This window comes from Massilia sp. Root351, assembly GCF_001425045.1.
Classification (GTDB): domain Bacteria; phylum Pseudomonadota; class Gammaproteobacteria; order Burkholderiales; family Burkholderiaceae_D; genus Rugamonas.
In genome coordinates, this window is the sequence record NZ_LMDJ01000023.1 from 485,488 (window position 1) to 505,264 (window position 19,777).

General features: G+C 67.1%; 14 protein-coding genes. 10 read left to right on the forward strand and 4 right to left on the reverse strand.

Translation table 11 applies throughout. The annotated features are described in order from the left end of the window. Positions 1–60: 60 nt before the first annotated feature. Positions 61–3,921: an NAD(P)-binding protein gene (locus tag ASD15_RS19205; RefSeq protein WP_057156612.1), complete on the reverse strand. Its 3,861-nt coding sequence runs from the start codon at positions 3,919–3,921 to the stop codon at positions 61–63. A 7-nt stretch (positions 3,922–3,928) separates the two neighbouring features. Then, positions 3,929–5,689 carry a glycoside hydrolase family 2 protein gene (locus tag ASD15_RS19210; protein ID WP_057156613.1) on the reverse strand — a complete coding sequence of 587 codons (1,761 nt, stop codon included), beginning with the start codon at positions 5,687–5,689 and terminating at the stop codon, positions 3,929–3,931. Positions 5,690–5,898: 209 nt separating this feature from the next. Here ASD15_RS19210 and ASD15_RS32430 point away from each other — a divergent pair, with 209 nt between their 5' ends. The 7 genes from ASD15_RS32430 (at position 5,899) to ASD15_RS19240 (ending at position 12,661) form a co-directional block, all read left to right on the forward strand. Then, positions 5,899–6,069 (forward strand): hypothetical protein, encoded by a 171-nt coding sequence (locus tag ASD15_RS32430; RefSeq protein WP_157201018.1) that lies wholly within the window; start codon positions 5,899–5,901, stop codon positions 6,067–6,069. Positions 6,070–6,100: 31 nt separating this feature from the next. Next, a complete protein-coding gene (locus ASD15_RS19215) occupies positions 6,101–6,859 on the forward strand; it encodes a YdcF family protein (protein WP_057156614.1) in 759 nt (252 codons plus the stop codon). Positions 6,860–6,931: 72 nt separating this feature from the next. Next, positions 6,932–8,428 (forward strand): right-handed parallel beta-helix repeat-containing protein, encoded by a 1,497-nt coding sequence (locus tag ASD15_RS19220; RefSeq protein ID WP_057156615.1) that lies wholly within the window; start codon positions 6,932–6,934, stop codon positions 8,426–8,428. Positions 8,429–8,546: 118 nt separating this feature from the next. Next, a complete protein-coding gene (locus ASD15_RS19225; RefSeq protein ID WP_057156616.1) occupies positions 8,547–9,974 on the forward strand; it encodes a circularly permuted type 2 ATP-grasp protein in 1,428 nt (475 codons plus the stop codon). Continuing rightward, on the forward strand, positions 9,968–10,900 hold the full coding sequence (locus ASD15_RS19230; protein ID WP_057156617.1) for an alpha-E domain-containing protein: 933 nt from the start codon (positions 9,968–9,970) through the stop codon (positions 10,898–10,900). The genes ASD15_RS19225 and ASD15_RS19230 overlap by 7 nt, the downstream gene beginning before the upstream one ends. A 20-nt stretch (positions 10,901–10,920) precedes the next feature. After that, positions 10,921–11,724: a transglutaminase family protein gene (locus tag ASD15_RS19235; protein ID WP_057156618.1), complete on the forward strand. Its 804-nt coding sequence runs from the start codon at positions 10,921–10,923 to the stop codon at positions 11,722–11,724. A 106-nt stretch (positions 11,725–11,830) separates the two neighbouring features. Beyond that, positions 11,831–12,661, forward strand: coding sequence for a peptidase (locus tag ASD15_RS19240; protein WP_229418262.1), 831 nt, complete (start codon positions 11,831–11,833; stop codon positions 12,659–12,661). Positions 12,662–12,671: 10 nt separating this feature from the next. On the opposite strand, the gene ASD15_RS19245 is transcribed toward ASD15_RS19240, so the two are convergent. Beyond that, on the reverse strand, positions 12,672–14,939 hold the full coding sequence (locus tag ASD15_RS19245) for a cation-translocating P-type ATPase (RefSeq protein ID WP_082551954.1): 2,268 nt from the start codon (positions 14,937–14,939) through the stop codon (positions 12,672–12,674). Between the two features lie 101 nt (positions 14,940–15,040). Beyond that, positions 15,041–17,023: an ATP-binding protein gene (locus ASD15_RS19250; protein WP_229418263.1), complete on the reverse strand. Its 1,983-nt coding sequence runs from the start codon at positions 17,021–17,023 to the stop codon at positions 15,041–15,043. 491 nt (positions 17,024–17,514) lie between these two features. Between ASD15_RS19250 and ASD15_RS19255 the strand changes: the two genes are divergently transcribed. The 3 genes from ASD15_RS19255 (at position 17,515) to ASD15_RS19265 (ending at position 19,647) form a co-directional block, all read left to right on the forward strand. Continuing rightward, complete coding sequence (locus ASD15_RS19255) at positions 17,515–17,922, forward strand: hypothetical protein (RefSeq protein WP_200953999.1); 408 nt, start codon at positions 17,515–17,517, stop codon at positions 17,920–17,922. Between the two features lie 15 nt (positions 17,923–17,937). Beyond that, positions 17,938–18,855, forward strand: coding sequence for a LysR family transcriptional regulator (locus tag ASD15_RS19260; RefSeq protein WP_057156621.1), 918 nt, complete (start codon positions 17,938–17,940; stop codon positions 18,853–18,855). A 96-nt stretch (positions 18,856–18,951) separates the two neighbouring features. After that, complete coding sequence (locus tag ASD15_RS19265) at positions 18,952–19,647, forward strand: YoaK family protein (RefSeq protein ID WP_057156622.1); 696 nt, start codon at positions 18,952–18,954, stop codon at positions 19,645–19,647. Positions 19,648–19,777: the final 130 nt, after the last annotated feature.

Sequence of the window (19,777 nt, forward strand, 5' to 3'; positions counted from 1 at the left end):
ATAGAACCGGTCGCGGCGGTAGACAAGCGCTGCCGCGCGCCCGCCATCATGCCGCTGCGCTTACGCCTCGCCGCCCAAGCTTCCGGCATGCAAGCCACCGCCGGAGGCTTGCAGCTCCGCCCCGGCCTGTTCGGCCGCCCGTTTGCCGGCCAGGAAGGCGTGGTCCGAATTGTAGTACTCCCACTCGCTGTAGCGCCCGGCCAGCAGGATGCCCTGCCCCTCCAGCCAGTCGCGCACGGTGGCCACGTTGGCTGCCCGGGCATGGTCGTACACCACGTAGGCGTAGGGCATGTCCACCAAGCTGGTCGTGAGCACCTCGTCGTCCGGCCGCATGAAGCCGACCTTGATACAGTCCTGGATGCAGCGCCTCACCAGCGCATCGCCCTCCACCGGCAGCGGCTTGGTGGGCGAGTACGAGATTTCACAAGTAAAGCCGAAACCGCCGGGCGCATTGCATTCGTGGCTGGCATTGCCTTGCACGAAAATGCGGTGGAAGATGCTGTCTTCCGGGTAGTAGATCCAGTGCTTGTCGGTGACGCCGGTGCGCGCGATGCCGATGTTGACACAGCGCACCGAGACGTGGCGCAGGCCGCGCGCCGCAGCGCGCACCGCTTCGGGCGCCTCGCTCCCTATCAGGCGCACCAGTTCCGGCAGCGGCATGGTGCTGATCAGGCGCTGGTATTGGAAGCGGCGGCCATCGGCCAGCGCCACGGTGCGCTCGCCGGGCAGCAGTTGCACCACGTCCGCGTTCAGTTCCAGCTTGCCCCGGATATGGGGCAGGAAGCCGTCCATCAGCGCCTGGAAGCCGCCCCGGCGCGGATAGCCGAAGCGCGCGTTCGGGCCCATCGGACGCGCCACCGGCTTCAGCGCGCCGTCGATGATCTCGCCCAAGTCCGGCAGCGGCACCCGCCCGCCCAGCCAGGAGGTTTCCATGTCACTGAGCGGCACGGTCCAGAGCTTGCGGTTGTAGGGAATGGCGAAGTGGCGCGCGATGCCGGCGCCCCACACCTGGTGGATGAATTCCTCGAAGCTGCGCGTGCGCTGTTCGCGCGCCGGGTTGTCCGGCAGGTTGCCGTTCAGGGCATCGGCAGTGCCGTCCGCGCAACAGTCTTCCACCCCGGCTGCCTGGCAGGCGGCCTCGTTGGCGGCTTTGCCGTAGCGCGCCTCGATGGCGCCGACGATACATTCCTTGATCACCTCCGACGGCAGGCCGTACAGCGCACCCTGGAACGGGTAGCGCGTGTACACCTGCTTGCTGTAGATCCATGCTTCGCGCATTTGCCAATGCTGGTTGTCTCCCAGCAGGGTGTCGTACAGCCTGAGCACGTAGGGATCGTTGGAAAACATGATGTGGCCGGCGTGGTCGAATGTGAAACCGTTCTGGCGAATCGAACGGCACCAGCCGCCCACCGTGGCGTTACGCTCCAGCAGCAAGGTGTCCGTTCCCAGATGATAGGCGGCCGACAGCCCGGTCGGACCGGCGCCGATGATGACGGCGCCAAAGCGCTGCGCCGGGCTCGGCGCGCGCAGCGGATTGACCTTGGCCGGTTCGCCCTGGCCGGCAGCCGGCGCCGCGCTCGCCCCGGATCCTGTTCCCGCGCCAGCCGCAAGGCCTGGTGCGGCAGCGCCGGCCTGCCCTGGGCGCGCACCCTGGCCGCCCGGCGGCGCTGCACCCAGCAGCGCGCGCATGGCGTCGGCGGTGGCGTCCCAGGAAGTCCGCGCTACGATGGCGCGCATACCTGCCGCCATGGCGGCGCGCTGCGGCCGTGTTTGCGCCAGCGCCGCCTCGCAGTGCGCAATAAACTCGGCGTGGCTGCGGCCGATGGCCACCGTACCGCCGTATGGCTGCGCCACGTCGGCGATGGCGGTGCTGACGATGGGCAGTTCGGCCGCCATGTATTCCAGCACCTTGGTAGGGCTGATGTAGCGCGTGGCCTCGTTCAGCGCGAACGGCAGCAGGCAAACGTCCCATCCGGCCAGGAAGTGCGGCAGCGCCGCGTAGGGCTGCTGCCCCAGGTAGTGCACGTTCTGCCGCTGCGGCAGCGTTTCCGGCGCGATCTTGACGATGGGGCCGACCAGCACGATCTGCCATTCGGGGTGGGCGTCGGCCAGCGCGGCGATCAGTTCGGTATCGAGCCGCTCGTCCAGCACGCCATAGAAGCCGAGCCGCGGCCGCCCGATGTCCTGGTGCAGCGGGTGGCCGTTGCTGCGGTCCAGCGCCTGCTCGAAGTGCACCACGTCCACGCTGCTGGGGAAGCAGTGCACGTGCGGGTGCCGGTGGCGCTTGGCTTCATAGAGGCTGGGACCGCCGGTAAACACCACGCCGGCCAGGTTCAGCAGCGCCGTCTCGCGCTGCAGCAGCTGGCGCGGCGGGTTCTTGAACGCGGACAGTTCGTCCATGCAGTCGTACACCACGCGCGCCGGATGCAGCTTGGCCAGCAGCGGCAACGCCATCGGTGTGTAGAACCAGACGATGGGCTGCTCGCCATCGGGCACCAGCTTGTCCAGCAGCGGCTGCAGCAGCGGAATCTGGTCGTCGTGGAAGCCGGCCGCCAGCGACGGCGTGCGCGGCTGGTACACGGTGATGTTGGGCGCGGGTTGATAGCTGGTCAGCCTGGCGGGACCAGCATCGTGCAACGGCTCCTCGACAAACAGCACCTTGTAGTGCTGCGCGAGCCGCGTCAGCAGTTGCTGGGGCCGTTGGTAGACGAAGTCCCAGCGCAAGTGACTAAAGACGATGATGGTTTCCATGCTGTTCTCCTTGGTTGGTGTTGTACAGAGCGCGCCGGTCACGCGCATGGCCTGCCGCAGCGCAGTCGCATAGCCGGGCACCAGCACGCGCGCCAGCGGGTCGGCGCCGTCCCGGTCCAGGTCCCACAGTCCGCTGTGGTGCCAGTGGTTCTCGTCCTCCCAGTCCGGGCGGTCGATGGCCGGATACAGGCAGATGCCGTGGAAGTCGACGCCGTGCTGCATGGCCAGCGCCGCCTCGCTGGCCATTTCGCGCGCCCAGGCGCCCCGTCCGCTGCCCACGTGGCTGGTTTCCGCCAGCAGCAGCGGGCGCCCGTAGCGCTGCTGGTACTCCATCAGGATGCAGTGCAGCGGCAGCCGGCGCGGCTCGCCCAGGTGCCACCACAGCCGCAGGTTGGTCCCGCTTTCCCACTGGTTGCTGTGGTAGTAGTTGCCGCCGATGAGGTCGACATAGCGCGGCGCGCCGCCCAGTTCCGGCTGCACGCGGCCGCACAGCATGTCCAGCGCTTCGAACTGCGAGGCGCGCCAGCCGGCCGCCTGCACCGCCCAGTCGGGCCGGTTGGCCGGGGCGATCACGTGGATCATGGGGTCGCACTGCAAGATGCGGGCGCCGGGCGTGACGTCCCAGATGGCGTCGCAGCCGGCGATGCTGGCGCGCACCAGTTGCCGCTTGCCCTCCCCGCCCGCGTCCGGATGGCGCATGTTCTTGATGCGGAACATGTGGATCGACAGGCCCCAGCTGGTAAACGAGATTTCATTGATGGGCGAATACACCGGCTGCGGCCCGCCGTACGGGGCGAGGAACTCGGCGGCGGCGCGGCAGAAGCGGGCAAAGCGCGGCACGAAGTCCGGACCGAACAGATCCAGGTCGTCCGGAATGCCGTAGTGGCAGAAAGTCCAGCTGACCTGCAGGCCCAGTTCCTGCGCGGCGCGGCAGCGGCCTTCCAGCACCGAGAAATCATGGCGCCCGTCGCGTTCGCACAGCCGCCAGCCGATCGATTCGCGCACGGTGCGGAATCCCAGGCGCTGGGCTTGCTCGTAGTCGCTGCGGGCCCGCTCCAGGTGGCCGGTGACGGCGTTCATGTCCAGCGCGCGGCCGGCGTGGTTGATATGGTCGGCGCCTTCGTAGCCGGCCTGCCAGAAACCGGCGAATGGGGAACTGCTGATCGTCATCGCGGCCTCATCGGTCTACGTTGCGGGTGGCCGCGTTGATGCGTTCAATGGCAATCTTGGGACTGCGGTCGGCGTTCAGCAGGCCGTTGGCTTCCTGGAAGGTGTCGGCAAACTGGGTGTAGCAAAAACCGCTGAACATGGGCAGCTCGTTGACCACCGCCAGCAGCGCGCGGTAAGCCGCCTCATACGCGTCGGCGCTGTTGGCGCGCGAGTAGCCCCAGGTATGGTGGGCCGGCGCCCTGGGGTCGAAAGCGATGCCGCCGAACTCGGTGAGGATGATGGGCTGGCCGCGGTGCGGGAAGCCGTCCAGCGTCAGGATGCGGCCGCCGGGACGGCGCCGGTCGAACAAGGTGGCGACCGGGTCGGTCAGCTCGTAGCGGGCGGCGATGCGCTGCGGATCGGCGTCGTAGTCGTGGATGCCGAGCAGGTCGGTGGCCGAGGCTTCCCAGCCGTCGTTGCCGATCACCGGGCGGGTGGCGTCGAGCACGCGCGTCATGTGGTACAGCGCCTCCACGGCGTTGCGGTGCGCCTGCATCGCCGTCAGGTTGGGCACGCCCCACGATTCGTTGAACGCCACCCAGACGATGATGCAGGGATGGCTGTAGTCGCGCTCGATGGCCTCGGTCCACTCGCGCACCATGCGCGTCACGGCCAGCGGGCTGAAGGCGTAGCAGGACGGCATTTCTTCCCACACCAGCAAGCCCAGCTTGTCGGCCCAGTACAGGTAGCGCGGGTCTTCGATTTTCTGGTGCTTGCGCACGCCGTTGAAGCCCATGGCCTTGGCCAGCTCCACGTCGCGCCGCAGCGCATCGTCGCTCGGGGCGGTCATGATGGTGTCCGGCCAGTAGCCCTGGTCCAGCACCAGCCGCAGATGATAAGGCCGGCCGTTCAGCATGAAGCGGTCGCGGTTCACCGAGACCGAGCGCAGCGCGGTATAGGAGCGCACCCGGTCCAGCTCCGCGTCGCCGCAGCGCAAGGTCAGCTCGGCGTCCAGCAGGATGGGGTTTTCGGGGCTCCACAGCAGCTCGTTGCGCGAGTCGTCGATGCCGGGATCGGACAGCGCGATCTTGCGGTTGGCCTCCTGGCCGACCAGCATGTAGACGTCGTCGGCCAGCAGCTTGCCGCCGTGCGACAGCTTTACTTCCACCGTCAGGCCCGAGGTGAGGTCGCCGGCCGCCAGGATCTGGCAGCCGATCTCGAAGCCCTCGAAGATCGGCGTCCAGCGCAGCGACTTGATGTAGGTGGCGCCGACCGGCTCCAGCCAGACGGTCTGCCAGATGCCGGTGGTGCGCGGATACCAGATCGAATGCGGGTCCAGCTGCCAGTCCTGCTTGCCGCGCGGCTTGGCCAGATCGGCCGGGTCGTCCTCGGCGCGCACCATCACCACCTGCTCCGCGCCGTCCAGCAGCGCGGCGGTGATGTCGGCGTAGAACGGCGTGTGCCCGCCCTCGTGGCAGGCCACCAGTTCGCCGTTGACCCAGACCTTGGCCGCGTAGTCGACCGCGCCGAAGTGCAGCAGCGTGCGCGGTCCGCGCGTGGCCAGATCGAGCCTCAACCGGTACCAGCAGACGCGGTGAAAGCCGGTGTCGCCAATGCCGCTGGCGTCCGATTCGGGCGGGAACGGCACGTTGATGCTGCGCTCCCATTCGATCTCGTCCTGCGGCCCGCGATAGCGCCGCTGGTCATCGTAGGAAAAATCCCAGGGGCCATTCAGACAAGTCCATTCGGCGCGCACGAGCTGCGGCCTCGGGTAGCAAAAGTCTGCCATGTCGTCTCCACCGTTTTGGTTCAATCCGGTGAAAATCTTAACAACCTTCGCGCCCCGGCGCTGCCCCAATTCCGCTCCGAAATGTTCGCGTCGAAACCGCAGAGCGCCTTTAGGTAAGCGGCCTCTTCGGTTCACCAGATGTCGTTCGAGAAGGTGGTTGCCTATCCGGCTGCGCCCCTGCCCTGAGGCCTGGCTGCGGCGGGGGGCCGATGCTGTTCGTCTTTTGCCACGAGGTGGTAACGGCCGCGCATCGCCATGGGCAGCGCACCGGCGCCTCGTGCGCGCCGGCCGCCGGCTTCGTCGCGATGATGGAGCTCGATCCCGCGCTCGCCAAGCGCTGGCCGGCCTGGCGCACGGACGGCGCCGGAAGCAAACCTTGACATTCGGCGGCGCAATTGCTCCAATGCCAAGATGTTTGCCTCCGCCCTCTCCCAACTGGCCCACGTGGTCCTGCTGCCGCCGATGTGCCTGTTCCTTGCGATGCTGGCCGGGTGGCTGCTGCGGCGCCGTTGGCCGCGCTTCGGCACGGCGCTGGCAGGCGGCGGCCTGGCCGCGCTGGTAGTCCTGAGCACCGACGCCGGCGCCCGCCTGCTGGTGCGTCCGCTGGAGACCATGAGCGCGCCGCTGGCGCCCGGCCAACCGCTGGCGCAAGCCATCGTCGTGCTAGCGGCGGGAAATATGGAGCACGCGCCGGAATACGGCGGCAACAGTCCGGACAGCATCGCACTGGCACGCCTGCGCTACGGTGCGCGCCTGCAGCACCAGACCGGGCTGCCGCTGCTGGTCAGCGGGGGCAATGCCGACCCCGCGCGCGGCATTCCGCCCAAGGCCGAGTCCATGGCGCGCGCGCTGCGCGAAGACTTCCGCACCGAGGTGCGCTGGGTGGAGGCCGCCTCCGCTACCACTGCGGAGAACGCCGCATTCTCCGCCCGCCTGCTCAAACCGGCCGGCGTGCGGACCGTGCTGCTGGTGACCGACGCCATGCACATGCCCCGTGCACGCCGAACGTTCGAGCGCGCCGGCCTGCAGGTGGTGGCCGCTCCCACCATGTTCCGCGCATGGGGGCCGGTGTCGGCCTCCTCCTTCCTGCCACGCGCGGACGCGCTGGCCTCTTCCTACTACGCCGCCTATGAGTGGATAGGCCTGGCCTGGTACCGGCTCATGGAATAGGCTGCGCGCAATCCAGGCCGGCGCAAACGCATCCGCACCGTTCCCCACCACCGCCTCTCTCAACGGAATCCCATGTCCCGCACCAAGACCGCACTGCCCCGCACAGCTTCACGCAAGCTTCTCCCGCTGGCCATCATCGGCCTGATCTGCCTTGGCGGCGGAGCCGCTGCCGCCTTGTACGTTGTCAACCAGGTCGGCATGGCGCCGCGCCAGGTTGCGCCCTACCTGGAGCACCGCACCGCCGGACACAACAGCATCATCGAGGGCGCCGGCCGCAAACTGTCCGCCACGCTGGCCGCGCTGGATGGCGGCGCCGCCGGGGCGCCCGCCCTGCCCGCCTGGAACGTCGGCGCCCAGCCTGGCCTGCGCGCGGGCCAGGCCGCGGACGCGGCGCCAGGCAAGCGCGTACCGGTCGCCACCCCGGCGGCGCTGCTGCAGGCCCTGGCGGGCGCGCGGGCCGGCGACGTGATCACGCTGCAGCCCGGCGCGTACAGCTTGGGCAGCGGGCCCTTTGTCGCCGCCAGCGCCGCCGGCAGCAAAGAACGGCCCATCACCGTGCGCGCCGAGCGGCCCGGCACCGTCACCATCGAATTCAAGCTGACCGAAGGCTTCCTTGTCACGGGGCCGCACTGGACTTTCGAGAACCTGTCCATACGCGGCGCCTGCGCCGAAGCCGCCGCGTGCGAACACGCCTTCCACGTAGCGGGCCGCGCCAGCGGCTTCGTGGCGCGCAACAACACCATCAGCGACTTCAACTCGCACTTCAAGATCAACGCGCAGGGCGGCAGCGCGCCGGACAACGGGCTTATCGAATTCAACACGCTCACCAACCGTGCGGTGCGCCAGACCGGCCAGCCGGTCACGCCGGTCGACCTGGTGGCGGCCAGCAACTGGATCATCCGTGGCAACCTGATTTCGGACTTCATCAAGGCCGGCGGCGACGGCGTCAGCTACGGCGCCTATGCCAAGGGCGCGGGCGCGGGCAACCTGTTCGAACGCAACGTGGTGCTGTGCGAGCACAAGCTGCGCGGCCACCCGGGCCAGCGGGTCGGCTTGTCCCTGGGCGGCGGCGGCACCGGTACGCCCTACTGCCGCGACCAGCGCTGCGTCACCGAGCAGGACGGCGGCGTCATCCAGTCCAACGTGGTTGCTGCATGTTCGGACGAAGGCATCTACCTGAACCGCGCCGCCACCAGCAAGGTGCTGCACAACACGCTGATCGACACGGCCGGCATCGTGGCGCGATTCCCGGAAAGCAGTGTGCAGGTGGAAGGCAATATCATCGACGGCCGACTGCGCGCGGACCGTGGCGGCATCCTGCACGCGGGCGACAACCTGGACACCAGCCTGAACCGGCTGTTTGTCGGTTCCCATCCGCAACGGGCGCTGTTCCGGGATGCGCTGGCGCTGGACCTGGGCTGGGCCGGCGACGTGCCGCGCCGCAGCGCTTCGGCGTCGGCGCAGGAGCCGGGCTCGGCGCTGCCGGCGACCGACCTGTGCGGCGCCGCCCGGCCGGCGCAGCCCGCTTACGGTGCGGTGGAAGACTTTGCCGCCTGCCTGAAGCGGTAGGCACCACGAGCTACAAGCCGGCGCGCAGCCGGAACCGCACTAAACCGGTGCATCTGTTCGTTGCAATGCTGGCACGCTTCTTGATACTACAAGCGTATCGCAGCCACGGAACAAGCAGATGCCTACCTTCTTTAATGAAATGCATGCGGACGGCGGATCGGAAGTGCGGGAACATTACCGCGAATTCTGCCGCTGGCTGGCCCAACAAGCGCCTGAAACCATCGAGCGCAAGCGCGCCGAAGCGGACTTGATGTTCCGCCGCGTCGGCATCACCTTCGCCGTCTACGGCGACGACGCCGGCACCGAGCGGCTGATCCCCTTCGACATCGTGCCGCGCATCATCCCGGCCGGCGAATGGCGCCAGCTGCAAACCGGACTGGTACAGCGCGTCAAGGCGCTGAACATGTTCATCCACGACATCTACCACGGCCAGAACATCATCAAGGCCGGTATCATTCCCGCCGAGCAGATCTACCGCAACGCCCAGTACCGTCCGGAGATGCAAGGCATCGCGGTGGCCTCCGATATTTACGCCCACATCGCCGGGGTGGACATCGTGCGCGCCGGCCAGGGCGAATTCTACGTGCTGGAGGATAACCTGCGGGTCCCATCCGGCGTCTCCTACATGCTGGAAGACCGCAAGATGATGATGCGGCTGTTCCCGGAACTGTTTGCCCGCAACAAGATCGCGCCGGTGGACCATTATCCCGACCTGCTGCTGGACAACCTGCGCTCGGTGGCGCCCATGGGCGCGGACGACCCCACCATTGTTGTCATGACGCCCGGCATGTACAACTCGGCCTACTTCGAGCACGCTTTCCTGGCGCAGCAGATGGGCGTGGAACTGGTGGAGGGCAAGGACCTGTTTGTGGCCGACAATTCCGTCTACATGCGCACCACGCACGGTCCCAAGCGGGTGGACGTGATCTACCGGCGCCTGGACGACGACTTCCTCGATCCGCTGGCCTTCCGGCCCGATTCCTCGCTGGGCGTGCCCGGCCTGCTGTCGGTGTACCGCGCCGGGCGCGTCACGCTGGCCAACGCGATCGGCACCGGCGTGGCCGACGACAAATCGATCTATCCCTACGTGCCGGACATGATCCGCTTCTACCTGTCCGAAGAACCGGTGCTGAACAACGTACCGACCTACCAGTGCCGGAAGAAGGAGGACTTGCAGTACACGCTGGCCCACCTGCCCGACCTGGTGGTGAAGGAAGTGCACGGCGCGGGCGGCTACGGCATGCTGGTTGGCCCGGCCTCCACCCGCGAGCAGATCGCGGACTTCCGCCGGCGCCTGATTGCCAAGCCGGACGGCTATATCGCCCAACCGACGCTGGCCCTGTCCAACTGCCCCACCTTCGTGGAAAGCGGCGTGGCGCCGCGCCATATCGACTTGCGGCCCTTCGTGCTGTCCGGGAAAACCATCTCCATGGTGCCGGGCGGGCTGACGCGCGTGGCCCTGCAGGAAGGCTCGCTGGTGGTGAACTCCTCGCAGGGCGGCGGCACCAAAGACACCTGGATACTGGAAAAGGACCTCCCATGCTGAGCCGCACCGCCGACCACCTGTTCTGGATGGCGCGCTATACCGAGCGCGCCGAAAACACCGCCCGCATGCTGGACGTGAACGTGCAGACGTCCATGCTGCCGCAGTCCGAGCAGGACGCCGCCCGGGGCTGGCGCGCCATGCTGGGCATATCCGAGCTGCAGCAAGCCTACGACCGCAAGCACGACACGGTGGAAGGCCGCGCCGTGATCGATTTCATGGTGCGCGACCCGTCCAATCCATCATCCATCGCGGCTTGCCTGAAGGAAGCGCGCGAAAACGCCCGCGCCGTGCGCGGCACGCTGACCACCGAGGTGTGGGAGATCCAGAACCAGACCTGGCTGGACTTGCAGAAGCGCTTGAACAACGGCGTGCTGGAACACGATCCGAGCCAGTTCTTCGAGTGGGTGAAGTACCGCTCCCACCTGTCGCGCGGGGTGACGCTGGGCACCATGCTGCGCGACGACGCGGTGCACTTCATCCGGCTCGGCACCTTCCTGGAGCGGGCCGACAACACGGCACGCATCCTGGACGTGAAGTTCCACGGCGCGCGCGACGCCGAGGACGGCGACTTTTATTACTGGGCGGCGCTGCTGCGTTCCGTGTCCGGCTTCGAGATCTACCGCAAGGTGTACCGCGACATCATCACCCCGGCCCGGGTGGCCGAACTGCTGATGCTGCGCGCCGACATGCCGCGCTCGCTGCTGGCCTGCATGGACGAGGTGGTGCAGAACCTGCACCAGGTGCGCAACGACCTGTCGCGCGACACCGAGCGGCTGGCCGGCAAGCTGCACGCCGAGCTGCAGTTCGGCCGCATCGACGACATCCTGCAGGCCGGGCTGCACGACACGCTGACCGAGTTCCTGCAGCGCATATACGAACTGGGCAATCGCATCAGCCGCGATTTCCTGGTGCCGCTGGCGGCCTAGGAAGACTCAAGGAGATCCGAATGCAATTGTCCATACGCCACGAAACCAGCTACAGCTACACCGCGCCGCAGGCCTATTCGATCCAGCAGTTGCACCTGACGCCGCGCGCCGAGGCGCACCAGCACGTGCTGAACTGGCACCTGAACACGGTGGGCCAGATCCACGGCTACACGGATGCCTATGGCAACCTGTCCCATATGCTGACAATCAATTCGCCGCACATGGGCCTGGCCATCGTGGCGCACGGGCTGGTGGAGACCACCACGCCGGACGAGGGCCGCATCGCCAACGGCGACACGCTGTCGCCGCTGATCTACACGGTGCCGACCCGGCTGACGCAGGCCACACCCGGCATCCTGGAGCTGGCCGCCGCCTGCCTGCCGGACCGCACGGCGCAGACGCGGCATCTGATGCGGCTGGCGGAGCACATCTTTGGTGCGGTCAAGTATCAAAGCGGTGCGACCGAAGTGACCACCACCGCCAGCGCCGCGCTGCAGCTCGGCATCGGCGTGTGCCAGGACCACGCGCACATCTTCCTGGCCTGCTGCCACGCGCAAGGCATACCGGCGCGCTACGTGTCCGGCTACATCGACCCGGGCGGCACCAGCCACGCCGCCAGCCACGCCTGGGTGGATGCCTGGGCGGAAGACCGCGATTACAGCGGCTGGGTCAGCATCGACGTGACGCACGCGCGGCTGATGACGGATGCCTATTGCCGGCTGGCCATCGGGCGCGACTATGACGCGGCGGCCCCGGTACGCGGCGTGCGGCGCGGCGGCGGCGACGAAGCGATGTCGGTCAATGTGCTGATTGTGCCGCAGTAAGTGCCGCGGCAGGCGCGCCATCAGATGGCGCCGGGCCCACCCGTCCAAGTGATAGAATTAATTCCTTGAACCAATAAACTGTTATCAAATGACTTATTGTGTAGGGATGCGCCTGGACGCAGGCCTGGTTTTCTTGTCGGACTCGCGCACCAACGCCGGCGTGGACCAGGTGAGCACGGCGCGCAAGCTGAACGTCTTCGAAATCCCGGGCGAGCGCATGATGGTGCTGATGACGGCCGGGAATCTGTCGATTTCGCAATCTGTGCGGCAACTGCTGTCCGAGCACGTCGGCGTGGCCGGCTACAGCATCTGGAACGTGCCCACCATGCACGAGGCGGCGCGGCTGGTGGGCGAAGTGGTGCGCCTGGTGCATGAGCGCGACGCCAAGGCACTGGCCGAGTTCGGCATTGATTTCAACGTCAGCCTGATATTCGGCGGCCAGATCACCGGCGAGCGCTGCCGCTTGTTCCAGGTGTACTCGGCCGGCAATTTCATCGAGTCGCACAACGAGAACACCTATTTCCAGATCGGCGAGGCGAAGTACGGCAAGCCTATCATCGACCGCGTGGTGACGCCCTCCACTTCGCTGGACGAAGCGGCCAAGTGCGCGCTGATTTCCATGGATTCGACGCTGCGCTCGAACGTGTCGGTCGGCCTGCCGCTGGACTTGCTGGTCTATGAAAGCAACTCGCTGGCGGTGACGCGCTTCGTCACCATCGACGAGCGGAACCAGTACTTCCAGATGATACGCACCACCTGGGGCCAGCAATTGAAGACCATCTTCGAGGGCATCGCGGCGCCGGAATGGGACGCGGCGCCGGAGGTGGCGGCGAGCAGGCCGGTGCGCGTTCCGCTGCCGGACAGCCTGGCCCCCGCCACGCAGCCGCCGGGCCCGCTGCAGTCGTTCGCGCAGCAGTTCGGCAGCAAGCAGCAGTAAGCCATCCGCATTACGGCCGCCAGCGCTTCAGCAGCAGTGCATTGCTGATGACGCTGACCGAGCTGAAGGCCATGGCGGCGCCTGCCACCACCGGGCTGAGCAAGCCCGCCGCCGCCAGCGGTATTCCCACCAGGTTGTAGATAAAGGCCCAGAACAGGTTCTGGCGGATCTTGTTGTAGGTGCGGCGCGAGATGTCGATGGCGTCCGCCACCAGCGCCGGGTCGCCGCGCATCAGCGTGATGCCGGCGGCGTGCATGGCGACGTCAGTGCCGGTGGACATGGCGATGCCGACGTCGGCCGCCGTCAGCGCCGGCGCGTCGTTGATGCCATCCCCGACCATGGCAACGCTTTCGCCCGCCTTGCGCAAGCGCGCCACCTCGTCCGCCTTCGCTTCCGGCAACACCTCCGCAATCACCCGCCGGATGCCGAGCGCAGCGCCCACTGCCTGCGCACTGCCCTGGTTGTCGCCGGTGAGCAGCACGGTCTGGATGCCGAGCGCGTGCAGCTTGTCCACCGCGGCGCGCGCGCCGGGCTTGATCTGGTCGCCGAAAGCAATCAGTCCGAGCAGGCTCGGCGCCGGGCCGGCGGCGGCGACCCACGACACGGTATTGCCGGCATGCTCCAATACTTGGGCCCGGCCCTGGAGCGCCGCCAGATCGATGCCGGTTTCCCGCATCAGCCGCGTACTGCCCAGCAGCAAAGGCTGGCCGTCGACGGTGCCCGCCAGGCCGCGCCCGGGCAGCGCCGTCACACCAATTGCCCGCGACGGCGCCACGCCGCGCGCTTCGGCCAGCTTCCTGACGGCGGCAGCCAGCGGGTGCTCGCTGCCCTGCTGCAGCGAGGCGGCCAAGCGCAGCAAGTGTTCATCCGCGCCGGCCGCAGGCAGCAACTCGGTCACCACCGGCTCGCCCACGGTCAGCGTGCCGGTCTTGTCGAACACCACCGTGCTGACGCGGTGCGCGATCTCCAGCGCTTCCGCATCCTTGATCAGGATACCGTGCCGGGCGCCGACGCCGGTACCGGCCATGATGGCGGCAGGTGTGGCCAGCCCCAGTGCGCACGGGCAAGCGATCACCAGCACCGCCACCGCATTGATGATGGCCGTCTCGGCGCCCGCGCCGGCCAGCCACCAGCCTGCGAAGGTGAGCAGTGCGATCACCAATACCACCGGCACGAACACCGAGCTGACCTGATCCACCATCCGCTGCACAGGCGCCTTTTCGGCCTGCGCGTTTTCCACCATGCGGATAATGCGCGACAGCGTTGTCTCGGCGCCCACCGCGTCGGTCCGGACCAGCAGCAAGCCTTCGGCATTGATCGCGCCTCCGGTCACCTTGGCGCCGGCATGTTTCGCCACCGGCATGCTCTCGCCGGTCAGCATGGATTCGTTCACATGGCTGGCCCCTTCCGTCACCGTGCCGTCCACCGGAATGCGCTCGCCGGGCCGCACCACCACCAGGTCGCCCACGCGCACCGCGCCCACGCGAAGTTCCACCTCCACGCCGTCGCGCCGCACGCGCGCCAGGTCCGGACGCAGCGCCTGCAGGGCGCGGATGGCGTCCGTGGTCTGGCGCTTGGCGCGCGCCTCCAGCCATTTGCCGAGCAATACCAGGGTGATGACGACCGATGCGGCCTCGAAGTACAGGTGCGGCATGCCGCCGCCCGACGCCAGCAGCTGATAGACACTCAGGCCGAATGCGGCGCTGGTGCCGATGGCCACCAGCAAGTCCATATTGCCGGCGCCCGCCCGCGCCGCCTTCCAGCCAGCGATGTAAAAGCGCGCGCCCAGCCAGAACTGCACCGGCGCCGCCAGCGCAAGCTGCAGCCAGCCCGGCAGCATCCAGTGCTGTCCGGCCAGCTCCGCCACCATGGGCACAACCAGCGGCAGCGACAGCAATGCCGCGATGCCGACGCGGATCCCCTGCCAGTCGCGCCCGGCCGCCGCGCCCAGCGCCGGAACGGCTGGCGTGCCGATCGCTGCGCCCACTGCGTCGGGCGGCGCCGTGCCTTGGCCGGCGGCAGGCGCGCCGCCTGCCTCGGGCGTGGCCTGATAGCCTGCCGCCGCGATGGCGTCGACCAGCTGCTGCACCTCCACGCCCGGCGCCGCCACCACGTGCGCGCGTTCGGTCGCGAGATTGACGCTCACGCTGTCCACACCCACGACTTTGCTGATTGCTTTTTCGACACGCCCGACGCAGGAAGCGCAGCTCATCCCCTCGATATCGAGGGAGAGTTCGCGCTGCGCGGCGCCGTTCTCTACTACCGCTGAATTTGCCATGATGCCGTCCCGAATGCTGATCCGGCTTCCAGTGTAGGGCTTCCCATGATGGGAAGGTCAAGCACAGGATGACCGGCCTGTCAGCCCGCGAAACCGCACAGTCAGCGCCGTTCCGTGCCGCCCGGCAGCGTCATGGTGAACCGCGTGCCTTCGCCGAGCTCGCTCTTGACGTCGATTTTGCCATCCAGCACGCCGTACACGATGTTGTACACGATGTTGAGGCCGAGCCCGGACCCGCCCCGCCCCAGCTTGGTGGTAAAGAAGGGGTCGTAGATGCGGCTCATATTCTCCGGCGCGATGCCGCCGCCGTTGTCGGACACGCACACCTCCACCTTGCCGCCTTCGACGCTGCGCCCGGTCACCAGCACCTCTCCCTCGCCACGCCCGTCGAAGCCGTGGCTGAGGGCGTTGGTGATGAGATTGATCAGGACCTGGCCGAACGGACCGGGGTAACTGTTCATTTCGATCAGTTCGTGCACTTCCTGGCGCACCCGGATACCGGATTTTTTAAAGGTGGGCATCAGCACCAGCAGGATCTCGTCCACCAGCTCGGCCAGCATGAACACGCGGCGCTGCGACGTGGTGCGGTCCACCGCCACCTGCTTGAAGCTGGCCACCAGGTCCACCGCCCGGTGCAGGTTGCGCAGCACGATCTCGCCGCCGCCGTTGATGTCGGCAACAAAGGTCTGCAAGGTGGAGCGCTTCAGGCCCTCTGCCGACAGCTTCTGAAACTCGCGGGTCTGGTCCATCAGTGTGCTGACCGCCAGCAGGCTGTTGCCGATCGGCGTGTTCAGTTCATGCGCCACCCCGGCCACCAGCGCGCCCAGCGCGGCCAGCTTCTCGTTGCGCACCAGCTCATCCTGGGCGCGCTGCAGCGTTTCCAGCGACGCGGCCAGGCCCCGGTTGGCCTCGACCATCTGGCCGGTGCGTTCGGCCACTTCCAGTTCCAGGCGGTCGCGGTATTGCAGCAGTTCGCGCTCACCGCGCTTGCGCTCGGTGATGTCGGTGGACACGCCGCCCAGCGCCCAGGTATGGCCCTGCTCGTCGATCAGGGGGAACTTCTCGGACAGGTAAGTGCGTTCCTCGCCGGTGTGGTCCGGCACCGATTCTTCGTAGGCCCTGGCGTGCCCGCTGTCGAGCACCTCGCGGTCGTTCTCCCGCAACTGGCTGGCAGCGCCGGCGCTGTACAGCCGCACGTCGTCCTGGCCGATGGGTTCGGGCGCGCCTGCCGGCAGGGTGAGCCGGAAGCGCTCGTTGACCAGCATGTAGCGCCCCTCCAGGTCCTTGATGTAAATGACCGCTGAGGACTTCTCGACGATGTTTTCCAGCAGCGACTGGCTGCGGCGCAGCGCCGCGTCGCGCGCGGCGATGGTGCCAAGCATGGTGTTGATGGCTTCGGCCAGCCGCCCTACTTCGTCGCGCCCTGCCACTTGGGCGCGCAGGTCGTAGCGCTGCTCCTGGGTGACCCGGTGCGCCACCGAGGACAGGGCCAGCAGCGGGCGCGTGACCAGGCGCCGCACGATCAGCGCATGCAGCAGGCCGCCCACCGTCAGCGTCAGCAGCACCACCGCCAGCACCAGGCCGTAGTGGCGCAGCCGCTCGCCCAGCGGGGGCAGCGCGTACTCCACCTGCAGGTAGCCCAAGGTCTCGCGCTCCAGGCGCACCGGCACCATCATGGTCAGGTAGGGGCCGGCGAAGTGGTAGCCGGGCGCGGCGGTGTTCTTCCCGGACCAGACGCAGCCGCCGTCGCCGCTGCGCCGGTAGCGGGCGAATTCCCGGTGCTGGGCGTCGAACAGGCAGGCGCTCTGGATGTCCGGGGTGCCGCGCAGCGCGGCCAGCGTGCGGGTGGCAACGGCGCGGTCGCCGAAATTCAGGTCGGCGTCCAGTTTGAGCGATACCAGTTCGATGCGGCCGGCCAGGTCCGATACCAGTTTGGGACGGGCCACGACCACGTCATACGAGGCAAGGGCCAGCAAGGCGGCCAGCAGCGACACGCCGGCAGTCACCACCGACACGAACAGCAGCTTGCGCTGCAGCGCAGTATCGCGCAGCGACACGCTCAGCGCCTTGTGCGGCGCTTTCACCCGGCCGCCCTGCCGGCCACGCGCTCGATCGGCATCATAGTGCTCCAGCCCCCATATCGCTAGGAAACATCTTTGATTCTAGCGCAATCAATCGGGACACAGCGAGCATTTTGGCGCGCGGGCAGGCAGGGCCGGAGGCACCCATTCTTGCTCTGACGCTGCATGCATTAAACTGATCCGAAAAGCCGGCACGCATGCACAGGAGTTATAATACGTTCATAAATCGCTAACGATGTAAGCCTATTCCTACTGTGCGTTGAGGAATCTCACAAGTAGTTACAATTGTTACCCTGTCTGGTGGGAATGTGTGCTTTTTGCGCAAAATGAGCATGCTATTATCGCTTCGCTTTGCAAGCCATAGGCAAAAGGCGCATGATGTAATGCGCTGCACCAAATAGCAAAAGCATAAAACATTAGTTGTCGCTTGGAAAGAAGTGGTATCATCCGCATCCACGTCGCCGGCTGCGACTTGCATAGGGGCAAACTCGAAGATGGAATTATTCAACAAATCCGGCGTTTTGGTAGCAACGGTGCTGGTTACCGTTGGCGTACTGATCGGCGTGCAAGCCAAGGACGATATGGTCCCGCCCGCACCGGTCATCGAAGCGACGGCCTTGCAAATGAATAAGGGCGGCAATTTTGCTGCGGAGCGGCGACTGCGCGAATGGGCCGAACAAGGCTCGGCTGTGGCGCGCCGCGAACTGGCCCGCCAGTACCAGGCCGACAGCAGCCGCCGCGAGGAAGCCATCAAGCTGTTTGAAGACGCCGCCCGCGCCGGCGATAGCCAGGCCGCCACCCAGTTGTCCGAGATGCAGCGCGAGGCGCGCGACGCCGAACTGAGCAATATCAAGGAAGCGGCCGCCACCCGCACCGCAGCCAATACCTGGAACCGCTATTAAGCGTTGCCACGGCTGATGGATAGACTACGCGCACTGGAAGTGTTCGTCGAAGTCGTCCGCAAGGAAGGCTTTGCCCGCGCCGCCGAAGCCCTCGACACCTCCCCCGCCAACGTTACCCGCTATATCAGCGACCTGGAAGCGCACCTGCACACGCGCCTGCTTAACCGCAGCTCGCGCCGCATGTCGCTCACGTCGAGCGGCGAAGCGCTGTTCGAGCGCGCTAAGTCCATCCTCGATGAAGTGGCCGAGGCCGAAGCCATTGTTTCCTCCGCCACCATGCAGCCGCGCGGCTTGCTGCGCATTAACGCGCCGCTCAGCTTCGGCGTGCAGCACCTGGCGCCACTGTGGCCGCGCTTCATGGAACTTTACCCCGACGTGCAGCTGGAAGTGGCGCTGATTGACCGCGTGGTCGACATTGTCGAGGAGGGCTACGACATGGCCATCCGCATCTCGCGTGCAGGCTCGGCCTCGCACGTGGCGCGCAAGCTGGCCAGTTCGGTGAACGTGCTGTGCGCCGCGCCCGCCTACCTGGCCAGGCACGGCGCCCCGGCCACCCCGGCCGAGCTGCTGAAGCACCAGTGCATCGGCTACAGCTATGCCGCCAGCGACGAATGGCAGCTGCTGGACGCGGAAGGCAAGGCGCACACTGTCAAGATTCCCTTCATGATGCGCACCAATAACGGCGATACGGCGCGCGCCGTGGCGCTGGGCGGGCGCGGCATCATCTGGCAGCCGACCTTCCTGGTGGGCGCCGATCTGCGCGCCGGCCGGCTGGTGCCGGTGCTGCCCGACTACCGCATGCAGGACATCGACATCCAGGCCGTGTACCCGAGCCGGCGCCACCTGAGCGCCAAGGTGCGCGTGATGATCGATTTCCTGGTGGACCAGTTCAAGGACACGCCGCCCTGGGACCGCCCCGGCGCCGCCGGCTAGCGCGGCACGGCCCCGGCCTATAGGGCATAAGGGAGAGCGCGTTTCGCCGCGCGCTGCGTTACAGTGCCTCCTTTTACAGATAGATGGAGCATTTTCATGGCGGACAGCAAGAACGAAGTACAGGCATCCCGACAGGCCGTAGCGCTTGGTTTTCTCGCAGGGTACGTCGACGCGCTGGGTTTCGTGGCCCTGTTCGGCCTGTTTACGGCCCACGTGACCGGTAACTTCGTGCTGATCGGCAGCGAACTGGCCAGGCCCAGCGGAAATAGCGTGCTGATCAAATTCCTGGCCTTCGGCGCCTTCGTGGCTGCCGTCGCCTTTACCCGGCTGTACATCCTCTGGCTGGAACGGCGCGGCGTGGCGCCGCTGCGCTCCGTGTTCGGGCTGCAATTGCTGTTGCTCATCGGCTTTATGCTGGCTGGCCTGGCAGCACTGCCGGTGACCGCCTCCGACACCCCGCTGGCCCTGCTGGCGGGCGCCATCGGCGCCGCCGCCATGGGCGTGCAGAACGCCGCCGCCAAGCTGCTGCTGTCCAACCTGACCCCGACCACCGTTATGACCGGCAATGTCACGCAACTGGTGATCGATCTGGTGGACGTGGTGCGCGGCGGCGCCGACCAGGCCATCCACCGCCGCTGCGCCAAATTCCTGTGGCCGATACTGGCATTCGGCAGCGGTTGCATCGGCGGCGCGTTTGCATACATTTACGCCGGCTTTTACGGCCTGCTGCCCGCCATCGCGCTGCTGGCGTGGCTCACCTGGGGCGCGCGCCCGCAGCCGGCGGCAGCCTAGCGCGGACTGCAACGACTTGCAAACTCCGCGTTAACCCCGATTAACATCTCTTAACTTGATCTGCCTACGTTGCCCGTACATCATAAATGCATGAGAAGCAACAGCGTTCGCTGCTGCAGTACGTAGGAGA

Bases quoted from the DNA above. Each gene is read 5' to 3' on its own strand.
- ASD15_RS19205 (WP_057156612.1), bottom strand. From the start codon at position 3,921: ATGACGATCAGCAGTTCCCCATTCGCCGGTTTCTGGCAGGCCGGCTAC.
- ASD15_RS19210 (WP_057156613.1), bottom strand. From the start codon at position 5,689: ATGGCAGACTTTTGCTACCCGAGGCCGCAGCTCGTGCGCGCCGAATGG.
- ASD15_RS32430 (WP_157201018.1), top strand. From the start codon at position 5,899: ATGCTGTTCGTCTTTTGCCACGAGGTGGTAACGGCCGCGCATCGCCAT.
- ASD15_RS19215 (WP_057156614.1), top strand. From the start codon at position 6,101: ATGTTTGCCTCCGCCCTCTCCCAACTGGCCCACGTGGTCCTGCTGCCG.
- ASD15_RS19220 (WP_057156615.1), top strand. From the start codon at position 6,932: ATGTCCCGCACCAAGACCGCACTGCCCCGCACAGCTTCACGCAAGCTT.
- ASD15_RS19225 (WP_057156616.1), top strand. From the start codon at position 8,547: ATGCCTACCTTCTTTAATGAAATGCATGCGGACGGCGGATCGGAAGTG.
- ASD15_RS19230 (WP_057156617.1), top strand. From the start codon at position 9,968: ATGCTGAGCCGCACCGCCGACCACCTGTTCTGGATGGCGCGCTATACC.
- ASD15_RS19235 (WP_057156618.1), top strand. From the start codon at position 10,921: ATGCAATTGTCCATACGCCACGAAACCAGCTACAGCTACACCGCGCCG.
- ASD15_RS19240 (WP_229418262.1), top strand. From the start codon at position 11,831: ATGCGCCTGGACGCAGGCCTGGTTTTCTTGTCGGACTCGCGCACCAAC.
- ASD15_RS19245 (WP_082551954.1), bottom strand. From the start codon at position 14,939: ATGGCAAATTCAGCGGTAGTAGAGAACGGCGCCGCGCAGCGCGAACTC.
- ASD15_RS19255 (WP_200953999.1), top strand. From the start codon at position 17,515: ATGGAATTATTCAACAAATCCGGCGTTTTGGTAGCAACGGTGCTGGTT.
- ASD15_RS19260 (WP_057156621.1), top strand. From the start codon at position 17,938: ATGGATAGACTACGCGCACTGGAAGTGTTCGTCGAAGTCGTCCGCAAG.
- ASD15_RS19265 (WP_057156622.1), top strand. From the start codon at position 18,952: ATGGCGGACAGCAAGAACGAAGTACAGGCATCCCGACAGGCCGTAGCG.